General features: G+C 57.1%; 13 protein-coding genes and 1 tRNA gene. 13 read left to right on the forward strand and 1 reads right to left on the reverse strand.

Going from position 1 to position 16,943, the window contains the following annotated elements; translation table 11 throughout:
* Positions 1 to 56: 56 nt before the first annotated feature.
* The 9 genes from rimP to RHM68_RS03735 all read left to right on the forward strand — a co-directional run bounded on the left by rimP (position 57) and on the right by RHM68_RS03735 (position 9,750).
* Positions 57 to 515, forward strand: coding sequence for a ribosome maturation factor RimP (gene rimP / locus RHM68_RS03695; protein ID WP_010463487.1), 459 nt, complete (start codon positions 57 to 59; stop codon positions 513 to 515).
* Between the two features lie 47 nt (positions 516 to 562).
* The gene (gene nusA / locus RHM68_RS03700; protein ID WP_092273475.1) at positions 563 to 2,044 is read left to right on the forward strand and encodes a transcription termination factor NusA; all 1,482 of its coding nucleotides are present in this window, start codon (positions 563 to 565) and stop codon (positions 2,042 to 2,044) included.
* Between the two features lie 27 nt (positions 2,045 to 2,071).
* A complete protein-coding gene (gene infB, locus RHM68_RS03705; RefSeq protein ID WP_322220585.1) occupies positions 2,072 to 4,594 on the forward strand; it encodes a translation initiation factor IF-2 in 2,523 nt (840 codons plus the stop codon).
* 158 nt (positions 4,595 to 4,752) lie between these two features.
* A complete protein-coding gene (gene rbfA / locus RHM68_RS03710) occupies positions 4,753 to 5,154 on the forward strand; it encodes a 30S ribosome-binding factor RbfA (protein WP_007942872.1) in 402 nt (133 codons plus the stop codon).
* 3 nt (positions 5,155 to 5,157) lie between these two features.
* On the forward strand, positions 5,158 to 6,075 hold the full coding sequence (gene truB / locus RHM68_RS03715) for a tRNA pseudouridine(55) synthase TruB (protein WP_322220586.1): 918 nt from the start codon (positions 5,158 to 5,160) through the stop codon (positions 6,073 to 6,075).
* A 142-nt stretch (positions 6,076 to 6,217) separates the two neighbouring features.
* A complete protein-coding gene (gene rpsO, locus RHM68_RS03720) occupies positions 6,218 to 6,487 on the forward strand; it encodes a 30S ribosomal protein S15 (protein ID WP_003176135.1) in 270 nt (89 codons plus the stop codon).
* A 194-nt stretch (positions 6,488 to 6,681) separates the two neighbouring features.
* Positions 6,682 to 8,787 carry a polyribonucleotide nucleotidyltransferase gene (gene pnp / locus RHM68_RS03725; RefSeq protein ID WP_322220587.1) on the forward strand — a complete coding sequence of 702 codons (2,106 nt, stop codon included), beginning with the start codon at positions 6,682 to 6,684 and terminating at the stop codon, positions 8,785 to 8,787.
* Between the two features lie 132 nt (positions 8,788 to 8,919).
* Positions 8,920 to 8,995: transfer RNA gene (locus RHM68_RS03730), tRNA-Thr, on the forward strand.
* Between the two features lie 449 nt (positions 8,996 to 9,444).
* On the forward strand, positions 9,445 to 9,750 hold the full coding sequence (locus RHM68_RS03735) for a DUF6388 family protein (RefSeq protein WP_322220588.1): 306 nt from the start codon (positions 9,445 to 9,447) through the stop codon (positions 9,748 to 9,750).
* A 51-nt stretch (positions 9,751 to 9,801) separates the two neighbouring features.
* Here RHM68_RS03735 and nadC read toward each other — a convergent pair whose 3' ends face one another.
* A complete protein-coding gene (gene nadC / locus RHM68_RS03740) occupies positions 9,802 to 10,650 on the reverse strand; it encodes a carboxylating nicotinate-nucleotide diphosphorylase (RefSeq protein ID WP_322220589.1) in 849 nt (282 codons plus the stop codon).
* Positions 10,651 to 10,984: 334 nt separating this feature from the next.
* Here nadC and RHM68_RS03745 point away from each other — a divergent pair, with 334 nt between their 5' ends.
* The 4 genes from RHM68_RS03745 (at position 10,985) to RHM68_RS03760 (ending at position 16,903) form a co-directional block, all read left to right on the forward strand.
* Positions 10,985 to 13,189, forward strand: a complete 2,205-nt coding sequence (locus RHM68_RS03745) for a DUF1631 domain-containing protein (protein ID WP_322220590.1) — start codon at positions 10,985 to 10,987, stop codon at positions 13,187 to 13,189.
* A 64-nt stretch (positions 13,190 to 13,253) separates the two neighbouring features.
* Positions 13,254 to 13,829 carry a 1,6-anhydro-N-acetylmuramyl-L-alanine amidase AmpD gene (gene ampD / locus RHM68_RS03750; RefSeq protein ID WP_322220591.1) on the forward strand — a complete coding sequence of 192 codons (576 nt, stop codon included), beginning with the start codon at positions 13,254 to 13,256 and terminating at the stop codon, positions 13,827 to 13,829.
* A complete protein-coding gene (ampE, locus tag RHM68_RS03755; RefSeq protein WP_322220592.1) occupies positions 13,826 to 14,662 on the forward strand; it encodes a regulatory signaling modulator protein AmpE in 837 nt (278 codons plus the stop codon). The genes ampD and ampE overlap by 4 nt, the downstream gene beginning before the upstream one ends.
* 210 nt (positions 14,663 to 14,872) lie before the next feature.
* A complete protein-coding gene (locus RHM68_RS03760; RefSeq protein WP_322220593.1) occupies positions 14,873 to 16,903 on the forward strand; it encodes a methyl-accepting chemotaxis protein in 2,031 nt (676 codons plus the stop codon).
* The last annotated feature ends 40 nt before the right edge of the window (positions 16,904 to 16,943 follow it).

A 16,943-nucleotide genomic window follows, 5' to 3' on the forward strand; every position in this document is an offset into this window, starting at 1 on the left:
GTTTCGCCCATTTTTTTATTTTGCATAGCATGCACATACATGCACGAGGGGGTTCAGTGTCGAGCAAGCTAGAAGAGTTGCAGGCCTTGCTGGCCCCGGTGGTCGTGGCCCTAGGCTATGAATGCTGGGGTATTGAGTTTTCGGCTCAAGGTCGCCACTCAATGTTGCGCGTTTATATTGATAAAGAAGGCGGCGTGTTGGTGGACGATTGCGCCATCGTCAGCCGTCAGATCAGTGGTGTCCTGGATGTTGAAGATCCGATCGCCGTTGAGTACACCCTTGAAGTTTCCTCGCCAGGCATGGAACGCCCACTGTTCACTATTGAGCAGTTTGCAAAATTTGCCGGTGAACAAGTGAAGATTAAGCTGCGCTCGCCTTTCGAGGGTCGACGCAACTTTCAGGGCCTTCTGCGCGGTGTAGAAGAGCAGGACGTCGTGGTGCAGGTAGAAGACCATGAGTTTCTGTTGCCGATCGATATGATCGACAAGGCCAACATTATTCCCAGTTTTGACTGAGACGCGGATCCCGCGGATCCAATGGCTTGCGAAAGGCGAGGCGTACGATGAGCAAAGAAGTACTGCTGGTTGTTGAGTCGGTATCCAATGAAAAGGGCGTACCGGCAAACGTAATTTTTGAAGCGCTGGAGCTGGCTCTGGCCACTGCTACCAAAAAGCGTTTTGAGGACGAAGTTGATCTGCGTGTGGAAATCAATCGCCACACCGGTGCTTACGAGACATTCCGTCGTTGGACGGTCGTCGAAGAAGCAGACCTGGACGATCCGGCTATTGAAACCTGGCCGAGCAAGGTTGCTGAAACGCACCCAGGCGCCCAGGTTGGTGAGGTAGTCGAAGAAAAGATTGAGTCCATCGAGTTCGGCCGCATCGCTGCGCAGACTGCCAAGCAAGTTATTGTGCAGAAAGTTCGCGAAGCTGAGCGTGCTCAAGTCGTTGATGCTTATCGCGAGCGCCTGGGGGAAATCATCTCTGGCACCGTGAAAAAAGTCACCCGCGACAATGTGATTGTCGACCTGGGCAACAATGCTGAAGCGTTGCTGGCTCGTGAAGACATCATCTCTCGCGAAACCTTCCGGGTTGGCGTGCGTCTGCGTGCGCTGCTCAAGGAAATCCGCACTGAGAACCGCGGCCCGCAGTTGATCCTGTCGCGTACTGCGCCGGAAATGCTGATCGAGTTGTTCCGCATCGAAGTGCCGGAAATTGCTGAAGGTTTGATCGAAGTGATGGCTGCATCCCGTGACCCGGGTTCGCGTGCCAAGATCGCAGTCCGTTCCAAGGACAAGCGCATCGACCCACAAGGTGCTTGCATCGGTATGCGCGGTTCGCGCGTCCAGGCAGTGTCGGGTGAGTTGGGCGGTGAGCGTGTTGATATCGTGCTTTGGGACGATAACCCGGCTCAGTTCGTGATCAATGCAATGTCGCCGGCTGAAGTGGCGGCAATTATCGTTGACGAAGATGCCCATGCAATGGACATCGCCGTTGGCGCAGACAATCTGGCTCAGGCCATTGGTCGCGGCGGTCAGAACGTGCGTCTGGCTAGCCAATTGACTGGCTGGACCCTGAACGTGATGACCGAATCGGACATCCAGGCTAAGCAGCAAGCAGAAACCGGCGACATCCTGCGCAACTTTATCGACGAGCTGGAAGTCGACGAAGACCTGGCGCAAGTGCTGGTAGATGAAGGCTTCACTAGCCTGGAAGAGATTGCCTACGTACCGTTGGAAGAAATGCTCAACATCGACGGCTTTGACGAAGAAACCGTCAACGAGCTTCGCGCTCGCGCCAAGGATCGTTTGTTGACCAAAGCCATCGCTACTGAGGAAAAGCTGGCAGACGCCCATCCGGCCGAAGACCTGCTCTCGCTTGAGGGTATGGACAAGGATTTGGCGATGGAACTGGCGGTGCGCGGCGTAATTACCCGCGAAGACCTGGCCGAGCAGTCTATTGACGACCTGCTCGACATCGACGGCATTGACGATGATCGTGCCGGCAAGTTGATCATGGCCGCCCGAGCCCACTGGTTCGAGTAATTAGGCGCGGCCTGAGGAGAGAAGTGCATGACGCAAGTCACGGTGAAACAACTGGCCGATGAGGTCAAAACACCGGTAGAGCGCCTGTTGCAGCAGATGCGTGAGGCAGGTCTGCCGCACACCGCCGCCGAAGAACATGTGACTGACAGTGAGAAGCAATCTTTGCTGACTCACTTGAAAAGCAGCCACAAGGCGAAAGTGGAAGAACCACGCAAGATCACGCTGCAGCGTAAAACCACCAGCACCCTGCGTGTTGCTGGCAGCAAAAGCATCAGCGTTGAAGTCCGTAAGAAGAAAGTTTTCGTACAGCGCAGCCCGGAAGAAATCGAAGCCGAGCGCAAACGTGAACTGGAAGAACGTCGCGCCGTAGAAAATGCTGCTCGCCAGAAGGCTGAAGAAGAGTCGAAGCGTCGCGCCGAAGAAGAAGCGCGTCGCCAGCCTGCTGGTTCGCAAACCGCTACTACCGACGCTGTTGCCGCACCTGCTGCCGCCGAACCTGTGCGTGAAAGCGCGCCGGTTGTGGCTGCTGCACCGGCACCTTCTGCCGATGCTCGTAAGCAGAACGAACAGCGCCGTCCGGACAAACCACGTGCCGACGATAACAATCGTCGTGGCAGTGGCGATGGTGAGCGCAAAAACGCTCCGCATCGTGCTTCGGTTAAGGAAAAAGCGCCTACGCCACGCGTTGCGCCACGTACTACCGACGAAGAAAGCGACAGCTTCCGTCGTGGTGGTCGCGGCAAGGCCAAGCTGAAGAAACGCAACGCTCACGGTTTTCAGAGCCCAACCGGCCCTGTCGTGCGTGAAGTGAAGATCGGCGAGACCATCACTGTTGGCGATCTCGCTCAGCAGATGTCGGTCAAGGCAGCTGAAATTATCAAGTTCATGTTCAAACTGGGAACTCCAGCGACCATTAACCAGGTACTGGATCAGGAAACTGCTCAACTGGTTGCCGAAGAGCTGGGCCACAAAGTGACCCTGGTCAGCGACACCGCCCTGGAAGATTCCCTGGCTGAGTCCCTGAAGTTTGAAGGTGAAGCGTTCTCCCGTGCGCCGGTTGTGACCGTAATGGGTCACGTTGACCACGGTAAGACCTCGCTGCTCGACTATATCCGTCGTGCCAAGGTAGCTGCAGGCGAAGCCGGCGGTATTACTCAGCACATCGGCGCGTACCACGTTGAAACTGATCGCGGCATGGTCACTTTCCTCGACACCCCGGGCCACGCTGCGTTTACCGCAATGCGTGCTCGTGGTGCCAAGGCGACTGACATCGTGATCCTGGTCGTTGCAGCGGACGACGGCGTAATGCCGCAGACCATTGAAGCGGTCCAGCACGCCAAGGCTGCCGGTGTTCCACTGGTGGTTGCAGTGAACAAGATCGATAAGCCGGGCGCCGATCTTGATCGCATCCGTAGCGAGTTGTCGGTTCACGGCGTGACCTCGGAAGAGTGGGGCGGCGATACCCCGTTCGTATCGGTTTCGGCGAAAGTCGGTACTGGTGTGGACGAGTTGCTCGAAGCTGTTCTGCTGCAAGCTGAAGTTCTAGAGCTGAAGGCCACGCCTTCTGCTCCTGGCCGTGGCGTTGTGGTTGAATCGCGTCTCGACAAGGGTCGTGGTCCGGTGGCTACCGTTCTGGTTCAGGACGGTACTCTGCGCCAAGGCGACATGGTACTGGTCGGTTCGAACTATGGTCGCGTTCGCGCCATGCTCGATGAGAACGGCAAGCCAATCAAAGAAGCGGGTCCTTCCATCCCTGTCGAGATCCTCGGCCTGGACGGTACTCCGGACGCTGGCGACGAGATGAGCGTGCTGTCCGACGAGAAGAAGGCCCGTGAAGTGGCTTTGTTCCGTCAAGGCAAGTTCCGCGAAGTCAAACTGGCCCGTGCTCATGCTGGCAAGCTTGAAAACATCTTCGAGAACATGGGTCAGGAAGAGAAGAAGACGCTTAATATCGTCCTCAAATCTGATGTCCGTGGTTCGCTGGAAGCGTTGAACGGTGCCTTGAATGGCCTGGGTAACGACGAAGTGCAAGTGCGTGTTGTCGGTGGCGGTGTCGGTGGTATCACCGAGTCCGACGCTAACCTGGCACTGGCCTCCAACGCTGTACTGTTCGGTTTCAACGTGCGTGCCGATGCTGGCGCTCGCAAGATCGTCGAGCAGGAAGGTCTGGATATGCGTTACTACAACGTGATCTACGACATCATCGAAGACGTCAAGAAAGCCCTCACCGGTATGTTGGGCAGCGATGTTCGCGAGAACATCCTGGGTACCGCTGAAGTGCGTGACGTGTTCCGTTCGCCGAAGTTTGGCGCGATTGCCGGTTGCATGGTTATCGAAGGTGTTGTTCACCGTAACCGTCCAATCCGTGTACTGCGTGAAGACATCGTTATCTTCGAAGGCGAGCTGGAATCCCTGCGCCGCTTCAAGGATGACGCTTCCGAAGTACGTGCCGGCATGGAATGCGGTATTGGCGTCAAGAGCTACAACGACGTCAAGGCTGGTGACAAGATTGAAGTCTACGAGAAGGTTCAGGTTGCTCGCAGCCTCTAACTCGCGCACTTCAAGGGCCACGATGAGCCGCCGCATGCAAATGCGCGGCGCAGCGTCAGGACTCTAAACGCAACGCCCGGTCTGGCTTTTGTCAGGCCGGGCGTTTGCCGCTTTCAGACCCACGGGTTTCACCGTGAGGCAGTAACAGGTAACAAGACATGGCAAAAGAATACAGCCGTACCCAACGTATCGGCGATCAGATGCAGCGTGAGCTGGCACAGCTGATCCGTCGTGAAGTCAAAGACCCGCGTGTCGGTCTGGTCACCATTACCGCTGTTGAAGTCAGCCGTGACGTCGGTCACGCCAAGATCTTCATCACCGTGATGGGGCAGGACAATGCTGAAGATATCGCGCAAAGCATCAAGGTGCTCAACTCCGCCGCTGGTTTCCTGCGTATGCAGTTGGCTCGCGAAATGAAGTTGCGCAGCGTTCCACAGTTGCACTTCCACTACGACGAAAGCGTCGTGCGTGGTGCGCACCTGTCGGCTCTGATCGAGCGTGCGGTGGCTGAAGACAATCAGCACCCGGTAGCGGCTGAACCCGAAGACGCCAAGGAGTAATCGGTGGCTCAGGTCAAACGTATCCGTCGTAACGTCAGCGGCATCATCCTGCTCGACAAACCGTTGGGGTTCACCTCCAACGCCGCGTTACAGAAGGTTCGCTGGTTGCTGAACGCTGAGAAGGCCGGGCACACCGGCAGTCTCGATCCGCTGGCCACTGGCGTATTGCCGTTGTGCTTCGGTGAAGCCACCAAGTTCTCGCAATACCTGCTCGACTCCGACAAGGCTTATGAAACCGTGGCGCAACTGGGCAAGACCACCACCACGGCGGATGCCGAGGGTGATGTTTTGTTGGAGCGTCCGGTGACCGTTGGTCGCGCCGATGTCGAAGCTGTTTTGCCCGGTTTTCGCGGGCTAATCAGTCAGATACCGCCGATGTACTCGGCGCTTAAGCGTGATGGCCAGCCGCTGTACAAGCTGGCCCGTGCAGGCGAAGTAGTGGAGCGCGAACCGCGTTCTGTTACTATTGCGCGCTTGGAATTGCTGGCCTTTGAGGGGGATACTGCGCGGCTTGCGGTGGATTGCAGCAAAGGCACTTATATTCGCACCCTGGTGGAGGATATTGGTGAGCAACTCGGTTGTGGCGCTTACGTTGCAGAACTGCGACGCACCCAGGCCGGGCCTTTCACGCTGGCGCAGACTGTCACGCTTGAAGAGTTGGAAGCAGTGCATGCCGAAGGCGGCAATGAAGCGGTCGACCGCTTCCTGATGCCATCGGACAGTGGCTTGCTGGATTGGCCACTGTTGCAGTTCTCGGAGCACAGCTCGTTCTATTGGCTTAACGGCCAACCGGTACGAGCCCCGGATGCACCGAAGTTTGGCATGGTACGGGTACAGGATCACAACGGTCGCTTCATCGGTATCGGTGAAGTGAGCGAAGACGGGCGCATCGCGCCGCGTCGACTGATTCGGTCGGAATGACCGAAACCGGTCTGCGTAACAGCAGGCTGGCGAGGGTGGCTGTTAGCAGGCATGGTCACTACTCATTTTTAGATACAGGGATTTGTCCCTGGCCTGTTGAAGCTGTTTCTTTGAAACAGTTTCCTGATAAAAGGATTGCCTCATGGCTCTCGACGTTCAAGAAAAAGCTCAAATCGTAGCTGACTACCAGCAAGCTGTTGGTGACACTGGTTCGCCAGAAGTGCAAGTTGCACTGCTGACGCACAACATCAACAAACTGCAAGGTCACTTCAAGGCCAACGGTAAAGATCACCACTCCCGTCGTGGTCTGATCCGCATGGTAAACCAGCGCCGTAAGCTGCTGGACTACCTGAAAGGCAAAGATCTGGGTCGTTATCAGGCTCTGATCGGTCGCCTGGGTCTGCGTCGCTAATCAGCGATTGCGCTAGAGGTTGGTTGTCTGTCGTTCGCCAGTGGGTTTCCCGCTGGCGCATGGCAGGCTCCCAGCCTCAAGTTTTATCTGGATACACGTTTTACCCTGGACAGGCGTTGGGCCGATTCCCGACATTGCCCAAGAATTTCGCAAGAAGACAAGTTCCCCAAGAGCCACAAAGAAGGTAGGACACCGTGAACCCGGTAATCAAAAAATTCCAGTTCGGTCAGTCGACCGTTACCCTCGAGACTGGCCGTATCGCCCGTCAGGCCTCCGGCGCAGTATTGGTCACCGTTGACGACGACGTCAGCGTATTGGTGACCGTCGTTGGTGCCAAGCAAGCCGATCCAGGCAAGGGCTTCTTCCCTTTGTCCGTTCACTACCAGGAAAAAACTTACGCTGCCGGTAAGATCCCTGGCGGTTTCTTCAAGCGCGAAGGCCGTCCTTCCGAGAAAGAAACCCTGACTTCCCGACTGATCGACCGTCCGATCCGTCCGCTGTTCCCAGAAGGCTTCATGAACGAAGTGCAGGTTGTCTGCACCGTCGTTTCCACCAGTAAAAAGACCGATCCGGACATCGCTGCGATGATCGGTACCTCGGCTGCCCTGGCCATCTCCGGCATTCCTTTCGATGGCCCGATCGGCTGTGCACGTGTTGCGTTCCACGAAAGCACCGGCTACCTGCTGAACCCGACTTACGAACAACAGAAAGCTTCGAGCCTGGACATGGTCGTTGCCGGTACTTCGGAAGCCGTGTTGATGGTTGAATCGGAAGCTAAAGAGCTGACCGAAGACCAGATGCTGGGCGCTGTACTGTTTGCTCACGACGAGTTCCAGGTTGTGATCAACGCCATTAAAGAACTGGCTGCCGAAGCGGCCAAGCCAACCTGGGCCTGGGCTCCACAGCCAGAAGCGACCGCTCTGCTGGGCGCTATCCGTGCCGAGTTCGGCGACGCGATCTCCCAGGCTTACACCATCACCATCAAGGCCGATCGTTACGCTCGCCTGGGTGAGCTGAAAGACCAGGTTGTTGCCAAACTGTCCGGTGAAGAAGGCCAGCCTTCGTCCAGCGAAGTCAAAGCGGCTTTCGGCGAAATCGAATACCGCACCGTTCGCGAAAACATCGTAAACGGCAAGCCACGTATCGACGGCCGCGACACCAAAACCGTACGTCCTTTGAACATCGAAGTCGGTGTTCTGCCTAAGACCCACGGTTCGGCTCTGTTCACCCGTGGCGAAACCCAGGCTCTGGTTGTTGCAACACTGGGCACCGCCCGTGACGCACAACTGCTGGACACCCTGGAAGGCGAGAAGAAAGACCCGTTCATGCTGCACTACAACTTCCCTCCGTTCTCGGTAGGTGAGTGTGGTCGCATGGGTGGCGCTGGTCGTCGCGAAATCGGTCACGGCCGTCTGGCCCGTCGTTCGATTGCAGCCATGCTGCCTGCAGCTGACGTGTTCCCGTACACCATTCGTGTCGTGTCGGAAATCACCGAATCCAACGGTTCGAGCTCCATGGCTTCGGTCTGCGGCGCTTCCCTGGCCCTGATGGACGCCGGTGTTCCGATGAAGGCACCGGTTGCCGGTATCGCCATGGGTCTGGTTAAAGAGGGCGAGAAGTTCGCCATCCTGACCGACATCCTGGGTGACGAAGACCACCTGGGCGACATGGACTTCAAGGTAGCCGGTACCGCCAAAGGTGTTACCGCGCTGCAGATGGACATCAAGATCAAAGGCATCACCGAAGAAATCATGGAAATCGCTCTGGGCCAAGCCCTGGAAGCGCGCCTGAACATCCTCGGTCAGATGAACCAGATCATTGCTCAGTCCCGCACCGAGCTGTCGGAAAATGCTCCGACCATGATCGCGATGAAAATCGATACCGACAAAATCCGTGATGTTATCGGTAAAGGCGGCGCGACCATTCGTGCGATCTGTGAAGAGACCAAGGCTTCGATCGACATCGAAGACGACGGCTCGATCAAGATCTTCGGCGAAACCAAGGAAGCGGCTGAAGCTGCGCGTCAGCGCGTTCTGGGCATCACCGCTGAAGCTGAAATCGGCAAGATCTACGTGGGTAAGGTTGAACGCATCGTCGATTTCGGCGCATTCGTCAACATCCTGCCGGGCAAGGACGGCCTGGTTCACATCTCCATGCTGAGCGACGCTCGCGTTGAGAAAGTGACCGACATCCTGAAAGAAGGCCAGGAAGTGGAAGTATTGGTACTGGACGTGGACAACCGCGGCCGTATCAAGCTGTCCATCAAAGACGTAGCAGCAGCCAAAGCGTCGGGCGTTTAAGACTCCCCCGCTTGGCCGTTTAAGCGTTGTAAAAAGGCCTCGCAGTGAAAGCTGCGGGGCCTTTTTTTGTCTGCGAAAAAGGGCGACATGGAATTTGCCCGCGCTCAAAACCGGTGCTAGGTTTAGCGCACTGCCCGTGTAGCTCAGTCGGTAGAGCAGCGCACTCGTAACGCGAAGGTCGCAGGTTCGATTCCTGTTTCGGGCACCATTTTTTGCTATGTCACCTTCCTGCCGAGGTCCTTGATGCTGCGCTTGGGCTGCTGCAGTGCGCGCTCCTGATCGGGGGGCGTGCGTATTCGGTCTGATAGTTCACCGCTGCTTGAACTTGAAGTGGAACCATTGCTGCGCCTAAGTTCTTCAATAAAGGCGTGACTGGTTGCTGAGACTTTGCTTTTTGAAACATGTTCCTCCGGCTCGCCCAAAAAGGCAGTGCGTGGTGGCGCCGTTCAGTTTTTTGTAAATTTGATGTAACGATGTCTATAAATCGCCAGTCAAAGGTCCTATATTCGGACCTTGCATGAGTACCACTTTGTAGTTTTCAGATGATCCCGAATGGTTCTGAAGGCCAGATAAACCGGGCTTTACCCGGTTTTTTGCGTCAGAGAGATCCTTGATGATCCAGATCCATCTTCCATTCCCCAGATCAGCGAGAACGCCATGACCGTTAAAGAATTGACCCAGGAAGCCAGACACGCAGAAGCACTCAAGAAATACGTGCTGGACACGCCGTCCTTGATGGAAGAGATCAAGGACTTGCCCGCCGACGATCAGAAAGATCAGATCCAGTGGGCGTTTGAGGATGAAGCTGAGGCACAGGGCTTGCAGCCCTGGGAACTGACGCTCAAGTACACCTCAAGCCCGGAAGAGTTCGAGGCCGCGCGGCTGGTTCTGCACCGGGAGGCTGCCGAGGTATTGGGCGTCGAGTGGGAAGAGTACTGCGAGATGAACAATTTGGTGGTCTGATAAAAACGCCAGCCTTGATGAGGCTGGCGTTTTTCATTGGGGACGGCGTGATCAGAGACTCAGCCGCATCGACAGGTCTACAGCTTTTACATCCTTGGTCATCGCACCGATCGAAATATAGTCCACCCCGGTTTCGGCAATGGGCAGCAGCGTGCTTTCGTTGATACCGCCGCTGGCCTCCAGTTTCGCCTTGCCGCCGTTCAGGCGCACCGCTTCACGCATGTCATCCAGGCTCAACTCGTCGAGCATAATGATGTCGGCACCCGCCGCGAGCGCTTCTTTGAGCTCGGTCAGGCTCTCCACTTCGATCTCCACCGGTTTGCCCGGGGCTATCTTGTGCGCAGCAGTAATCGCTTGCGAGATGCCACCACAGGCGGCGATATGATTTTCCTTGATCAGGAAAGCGTCATACAGGCCGATGCGATGATTGTGGCAACCGCCACAGGTCACGGCGTATTTTTGCGCCAGGCGCAAGCCCGGCAGGGTTTTGCGGGTGTCGAGCAACTTCACCTGAGTCTCTGCGACGAAGTCCGCCAAATGCTGCGCCCGAGTGGCGACGCCCGAAAGCATTTGCAGGAAGTTCAGGGCACAGCGCTCGCCCGTCAGCAACGATCGCGCCGGCCCTTCGAGGTGAAACAGCGCCTGATTGGGTTTCACCCGTTCGCCATCGCGCACTTGCCAATGCACGGCCACTCTTGGGTCCAATTGCCGAAACACGGCGTCAACCCAGGCGGTGCCACTAATGACGGCCGCGTCACGGGTGATGATGGTGGCTTTGGCCAAGCGCTCGGCTGGGATCAACTGTGCGGTGATGTCGCCGCTGCCGATGTCTTCGAGCAACGCACGGCGCACGTTGGCTTCGATTTCGGCGGTTAAATCGGCGAGACGTAGATTCGGCATAACGGACTCCACAAACAAAGTGTCCCGATTATAGGGCTATGGCGCGGGGCAACCCAAGGCATCCAAAGTCCTCCAGGTGATCTGAACCGTGCATTTGGTCGATTGCTGTGAGTAATCGGCGATCAACGAGGGTCTCTGATAAAGGTTTATTTCAAATGCAGGTACAGAGTCTGCTGGCACAGGGCGTGTCTTTTGCCAGATAATTCGCCTTGCGTTTGACGTCATAGCTTTGACGTATCTTTGGGCGAGCGTTAATGAATCACTGCGAGCGGGCAGCGGACCCTTGCTGATTTTTTATCACTGAACTGAAGAATCACCGTTTCAGGAGGCTTGGATGCACAACGACGCGAATGTGGTGCCCTTGCGCAAAGCCGCTATCGACCAAACGAATTGCTCGCCGCTCGCCCGCCTGCCTGTGATTCTGCTTCAGGTTCGCGACAAGGCCGCGCAACAGCTCAGGCACGGCTTGCAGAAGCTGTTTGATAACGCCGATGACACGCTGTTCGAAATGGCCGATCGGGCACGCAACGACGTCGAACAGAATCTCTTCTTCCAAGCCATGCGCGATGTGCGACTCAAGCGCAAAAGCATCGAGCGCGGTTTTCTCGAACACGTCTTCGACGCTTTCGTCGGCCTCACTCAGTACGACATCACTCAAGTCACACTGCCCCGTGCGTTGTCCTTTGACACTCCAGCGGCGCCTAGCAGCGACGACTTGGAGCGACGCGTCGCCGTGGACGCGATGGTCAACAAAGTCCTGAACCGGGAAGGCTTCACTCTCGACCAACTCACCGCTCGACTCAGCGCATTGCTGGGCAAAGAGTTGCTCGTACAGCACAACCCGTTGGGGCCCGCGTTGCTCTGCGAATACTTCCTGCAAGCGGGGCGCAATTTGGGGGTGGAGATCAAGGTCAAGTTGATTCTCCTCAAACTGTTCGAGCGTTACGTACTCAGCGGCGCCGATCAGCTCTACGCCGAAGCTAATCAATTGTTGATTGCCACCGGTGTGCTGCCCGACCTCAAGCCCGCCCCGGCGCGGCGTGCCATGGATCGTGCCGCGGTCAGCGCGCGCGCCGAACCGGCGACGACAGGTCCGCGCTCCGCTGGCATACCCGTTGATGAGAGCGTGCAGGAAGTTTTCGCCGCATTGCAGAAACTACTGTTTCACGTGCGCGGCAGCGTTGCCCCCACCCTGGAGGCCAGCGCTGAGCCCCAGCCCATTTCTACCCGCGACCTGCTGCGTCTGCTGTCGCACTTGCAGCAATACGTTCCAGCCCCGTCGGCCCAGGACGAATTCGATCTGCGTAATCAGCTTGAACAGTTGCTGACGCGGGTGAGCGTCAAAAGTGGCAAATCACGGGTGGTCGGGGTGGCGGATGAGGACGTCATCAATCTGATTGCGATGCTGTTCGAATGCATTCTCGATGACCGTAATCTGCCAGATTCGCTCAAGGCGTTGATTGCCCGCTTGCAGATCCCGATGTTGAAAGTGGCGGTGCTCGACAAGAGTTTTTTCAGCCGCAGTAGCCACCCGGCTCGGCGGTTACTCAACGAAATTGCGGCTGTCGCCATGGGCTGGGGTGAATGTGATGACCATGAACGCGACAGCTTGTATCTGCGCATCGAGCAGGTCGTGCAGCGGTTGTTGAATGACTTTGTCGATGATCCGGCGATTTTCTCCGAGTTGCTGGCCGACTTTCTGGCCTTCACCAGCGACGAACGTCGGCGCAGTGAGCTGTTGGAGCAGCGCACCCGCGACGCCGAAGAAGGGCGAGCGAAGACCGAACTCGCGCGTCAGCGGGTCGAACGGGCGCTGAATCAGGCTGTGCGGGGCAAACTTCTGCCTCAGGTCGTGGTGGCTTTCGTGCAGGAGGCCTGGAGCCAGGTGCTGTTGCTGACCAGCCTTAAGCACGGTGACCAGTCCGCCGAATGGCACGCCGATGTGCAGACCATGGAGCAACTGATCTGGAGCGTGCGGCGTCATGACGAACCTGATGCAAGCGAACGTTTATTTTCGTTGGTGCCGGGGCTGCTCAAGTCCCTGCGCGATGGCTTGAGCCGTTCTGCATTCGATCCGTTTGCCACCAGTGCGTTTTTTTCTGAGCTGGAAACGTTGCATGTTCAGTTGTTTGAGCCTGCGGAGCAGCCTGCCATCCTTGACGCTCCGGAGAGGGTTGAAGGACTGCAAGAAATCGTTCCGCTAACCGCCGATGAAGGGGCGGTAGATAACGCTTGCTCCAGTTTGCCGGCGGACGATGTGGGTTTGCGTCAGGTCGATCAACTGCAACTGGGCAGTTGGGTAGAGTTTCAGGAAGACGAAGAAAATACCCTGCGCTGCAAGCTGGCGGCGATCATCGACGCCACTGGAAAATACATTTTTGTTAACCGCACCGGGATGAAAGTGCTGGAGCGCAGCCGCACGGTTCTGGCCTTGGAATTTCGCCGTGGTGCGGTGCGTGCTTTGGACGACACCTTACTGTTTGATCGGGCACTGGAGTCGGTGATCGGTAATCTGCGCCGACTCAATCGCGGCAAGTGATCGCACGCCGAGGGTCTATCGCGGCATACTGCGCACTTACACTGTCGTCGCTGAAGGAACCTGTATGCAGTTGGACCCCGCGAGCGGTTGGTGTCAGGGCGTACATATATGCCCCTCACCCAACTTCAATGCGCGCCCCTCGGGCGAAATTTCCCTGTTGGTGATTCACAACATCAGCTTGCCGCCGGCGCAATTCGCGACGGGCAAGGTGCAGGAGTTTTTTCAGAATCGTCTGGATGTCACGGAGCATCCCTACTTTGAAGGGATCGCTCATTTACGGGTGTCTGCGCATTTTCTGATCGAGCGTGACGGCGTCGTCACTCAGTTTGTCTCCTGTCTTGAGCGTGCCTGGCATGCGGGCGTCTCTAGCTTCGAAGGGCGCGAGACCTGCAATGATTTTTCAGTGGGTATCGAGCTTGAAGGCACTGATGAACAGCCGTTCACGGAGGCGCAATATCAGGCGTTGACTATTCTGACCGAACAGTTGCAAAGCGCTTTTACCGGCATTACCGCGCAGCGTATCTGCGGGCATAGCGACATCGCCCCCGGTCGTAAGACTGATCCGGGCCCTGCGTTCGATTGGGTACGCTATCGCGCGGCTCTGGCAAAAGCCGCTCTGGAAAAAGAGGAACCACAATGAGCTTTCTGGTGTTGCTGTTAGCCGTCTGGGTCGAAAAATTCTCGGCCCTGCGCCATCGGGTTCAGCGTGATGGTGGCTGGGTACGTGAGCTGCACAAGCTTGAGGCCGGCCCACGCCTGGCGAACCGGCCCTGGCTGGTATTGATGCTGCTGGTGTTATTGCCCGTGGCGTTGTTGGGTCTACTGCTGGTGGTGCTGGAACCGGTGGCCTACGGTTTGCTGGCGTTGCCGATTCACTTGCTGGTGGTGATTTACAGCCTCGGTCGGGGAGACTTGTTAGGCGGCCTCGGCCCGTTTCGTGATGCCTGGCGTCGGGAAGATCTACAGGCTGCCTCGCATGTGGCCAAGCGCGACCTGGACATCTGCGCCGATTCCGGTGAGCAATTGCTGGAGCGGGTGCAGGGGCATTTGTTGTGGCAGGCCTATCAGAGTTTTTTTGCGGTGATTTTTTGGTATTTCCTGCTTGGCCCAGTGGCGGCGCTGAGCTATCGGCTGCTGGCTCTGGCGCAGGAGCATGCACAGACTCCAGCCTTGATTGAGCGCGCTGCGCAATTGCGGCATGCCTTCGATTGGGTGCCGGTACGGCTGCTGGCGGCGAGTTTTTCGCTGGTAGGTAACTTTGTTGCGGTTAGCCGGGTGATGCTCCATGAATTGCTGAACTGGAACATCAGCGCTGCTCAGTTGATCGAAAACGTCGGGCTGGCAGCCGCTGAAATTCCAGCGCCGGTGGTTGGCCCGGAAGGCGTCAATAGCCTTGATCGCATCTGGGAGCTGCTGCTGCGGGCGGCGGTGCTTTGGTATGCAGGTTTTGCGTTGTGGACTGTACTGCCGTAACCCTCGCCTGGCAGAGGTGAGCGTCATAGTGGTGAAGGGGAAACCTCTCACCACCGCCAGCCGATCTGCCTGAAGAACGGCCTCTTGTCGTTAACCTTAAGTTACAAAACCTCTCCTCCATTTGAGCTATACAGAGGCAGTGCCAATAGTGGCTATCTGCTGCTTCTGTGCGCCTGCCAATAAAAATAAGAAATCAAAGGGAGATTTACAGTGAAGAGCGTGCTCTATCCCGCTGTCGCGATGATGAACCGCCTGAGCTTCGGCATGAAGTTCAGCCTGATCAGCGTACTGTTCCTGGTGCCCATGCTGGTGACCAATTTCTACCTTGTACGTGATTCCTATCGTGAATTCCAAGGCACCCAGGTCGCCTTGCAAAGCCTCGACTTGCTTGGCAGCAGCTTGACGCTGCGTCGGGACCTGGAAACCCTGAACAACCTGGTACAGATCAACGTTACGCTGGGTCAGTCCGGTAAGGCGGGTAACGTCGAGTCAAAAATCACCGTACTGGAACAGAGCATTCTGGCGCGATTGCAAGCGCTGACAGCGATGACCATCGACCCTGAACCCATGGCGCTGTTTAACGGCAAACGCGATGAAATGATTGCCGCGTTCAAAGCCCAGCAAACGGAGAACTCCGTACAAAGTAAAAGCGCCCTGATTGGCAAGTTGCTCGGCAGTTCGCAGGTTTTCAATCAGATCATCGTCAGTCAGTCGGGCCTCAGCCGCGACACGCAGAGTGACATGCGTCAACTCAGTGACCTGATCACCAACGTTACCCCGCCGATCACCCAGACGCTTGGCGAAGGCCGGTCCATGGGGTCGTACTCCTTGGGGCAAGGCTTTCTCAACTCGTCGTCGAGCACTCGTTTCGACGAGTTGCTGGCGCAGATCGAAAAACTTCAGGCCGAATACGCACTGAAATTGCAGGACGCGCTGGGTTCCAGCAACGCTGCGCGCGAAACCCTGGCCACTCAGGCCGAGAGCAGTAAGGCATCGTTGAAAAAAGCCAGTGAGCTGTTTGAAGAGCAAGTGGTGATGGCCGACACGCTCGATGCGCCCTGGCAGGCCTTTTACGATCAGGTCACCGGCCTGATGGAGCAGACTTACCAGCTCAATGAATCGACCCTGAAGTTCCTTGGCATCCAATTGCACCAGCGGCTGGAGCAGAACCGCACCCACATGCTCTTACAAGCGGCAGGGCTGTCGGTAGTGTTCATATTGATTTTTTACCTGTATGGCGGCTTTTACGCGTCGACCCGCACGACCCTTAAACGGCTGGGCTCGGTGATGGACAAGGTGGCGGCGGGCGACATGACGGTGATCTTCAAATCCCATAGCCGCGATGAGTTGGGCGAGCTGGGTGAGGTGTTCAATGCCACGGTGAAGAAAATCCATGACCTGATCGAGCGAGTCGGCCATACGGTCGGTGAGGTCGAGCGCCAAGCCGGACAGGTCGAAACAGTGTCCGCACAGAGTAACCAAGCGGCAGCGGGTCAGCGTACACAGATCGAGCAGGTGGCGACGGCCATGAACCAAATGTCGGCGACCTCGCTGGAGGTGGCACGCAGTGCCGCGGCGGCGGTCAGCAGTGCTCACAGTGTCAACGATGAGACCCTCAACGGTCGTGGGCTGGTCGGGTCGCAGCAAGGCAGCATCGCCGCGTTGGCCTGCGAGATCGACCAGTCAGTGTTGGTGATCAATCAACTGGCCAGCGACAGTCAGTCCATCAGCCGCGTGCTGGAGGTGATCAAAAGTATCGCTGAACAGACCAACTTGCTGGCCCTCAATGCGGCCATCGAAGCGGCGCGTGCGGGCGAGCAAGGACGTGGGTTTGCGGTGGTGGCCGATGAGGTCCGGACTCTTGCCAAGCGCACGCAACAATCGACCGAGGAAATCGAGCAGATGATCACCAAGCTCCACGGCGGTGTCGGCGCAGCGGTGAAAGCCATGGGGATCAGCCATCAGATGGCCAGCGGTACGGTAGGGCAGTCGGAAAAAGTCCAGCAGGCGTTGGACAATATCCTGGGCGCGGTCGGCATGATCGTTGATCAGAACCAGCAAATTGCCGCCGCCGTGGAGCAACAGACCGCGGTGGCGCACGACATTGACCAGAATATCGTCGAGATCAACCGCGCCGCCGAGCGCACGGCTGAAGGCGCACAACAGACTGAAGGGGCCAGCCGTGCGTTGTCGGCTCAGGTGGTGGCACTGAAACACTTGATCCGCGCGTTTCGGGTTTGATGGCTGAACGGGGCGAGGGGGCCTGCGGCGCACATCGGGC

Origin of the sequence: Pseudomonas sp. DC1.2, from assembly GCF_034351645.1 — a bacterium.
In the GTDB taxonomy this organism is placed as follows: domain Bacteria; phylum Pseudomonadota; class Gammaproteobacteria; order Pseudomonadales; family Pseudomonadaceae; genus Aquipseudomonas.

Coding starts and splice junctions, on each gene's coding strand:
- nusA (WP_092273475.1), top strand. CDS start 563: ATGAGCAAAGAAGTACTGCTGGTTGTTGAGTCGGTATCCAATGAAAAG.
- infB (WP_322220585.1), top strand. CDS start 2,072: ATGACGCAAGTCACGGTGAAACAACTGGCCGATGAGGTCAAAACACCG.
- rbfA (WP_007942872.1), top strand. CDS start 4,753: ATGGCAAAAGAATACAGCCGTACCCAACGTATCGGCGATCAGATGCAG.
- rpsO (WP_003176135.1), top strand. CDS start 6,218: ATGGCTCTCGACGTTCAAGAAAAAGCTCAAATCGTAGCTGACTACCAG.
- RHM68_RS03735 (WP_322220588.1), top strand. CDS start 9,445: ATGACCGTTAAAGAATTGACCCAGGAAGCCAGACACGCAGAAGCACTC.
- nadC (WP_322220589.1), bottom strand. CDS start 10,650: ATGCCGAATCTACGTCTCGCCGATTTAACCGCCGAAATCGAAGCCAAC.
- RHM68_RS03745 (WP_322220590.1), top strand. CDS start 10,985: ATGCACAACGACGCGAATGTGGTGCCCTTGCGCAAAGCCGCTATCGAC.
- ampD (WP_322220591.1), top strand. CDS start 13,254: ATGCAGTTGGACCCCGCGAGCGGTTGGTGTCAGGGCGTACATATATGC.
- ampE (WP_322220592.1), top strand. CDS start 13,826: ATGAGCTTTCTGGTGTTGCTGTTAGCCGTCTGGGTCGAAAAATTCTCG.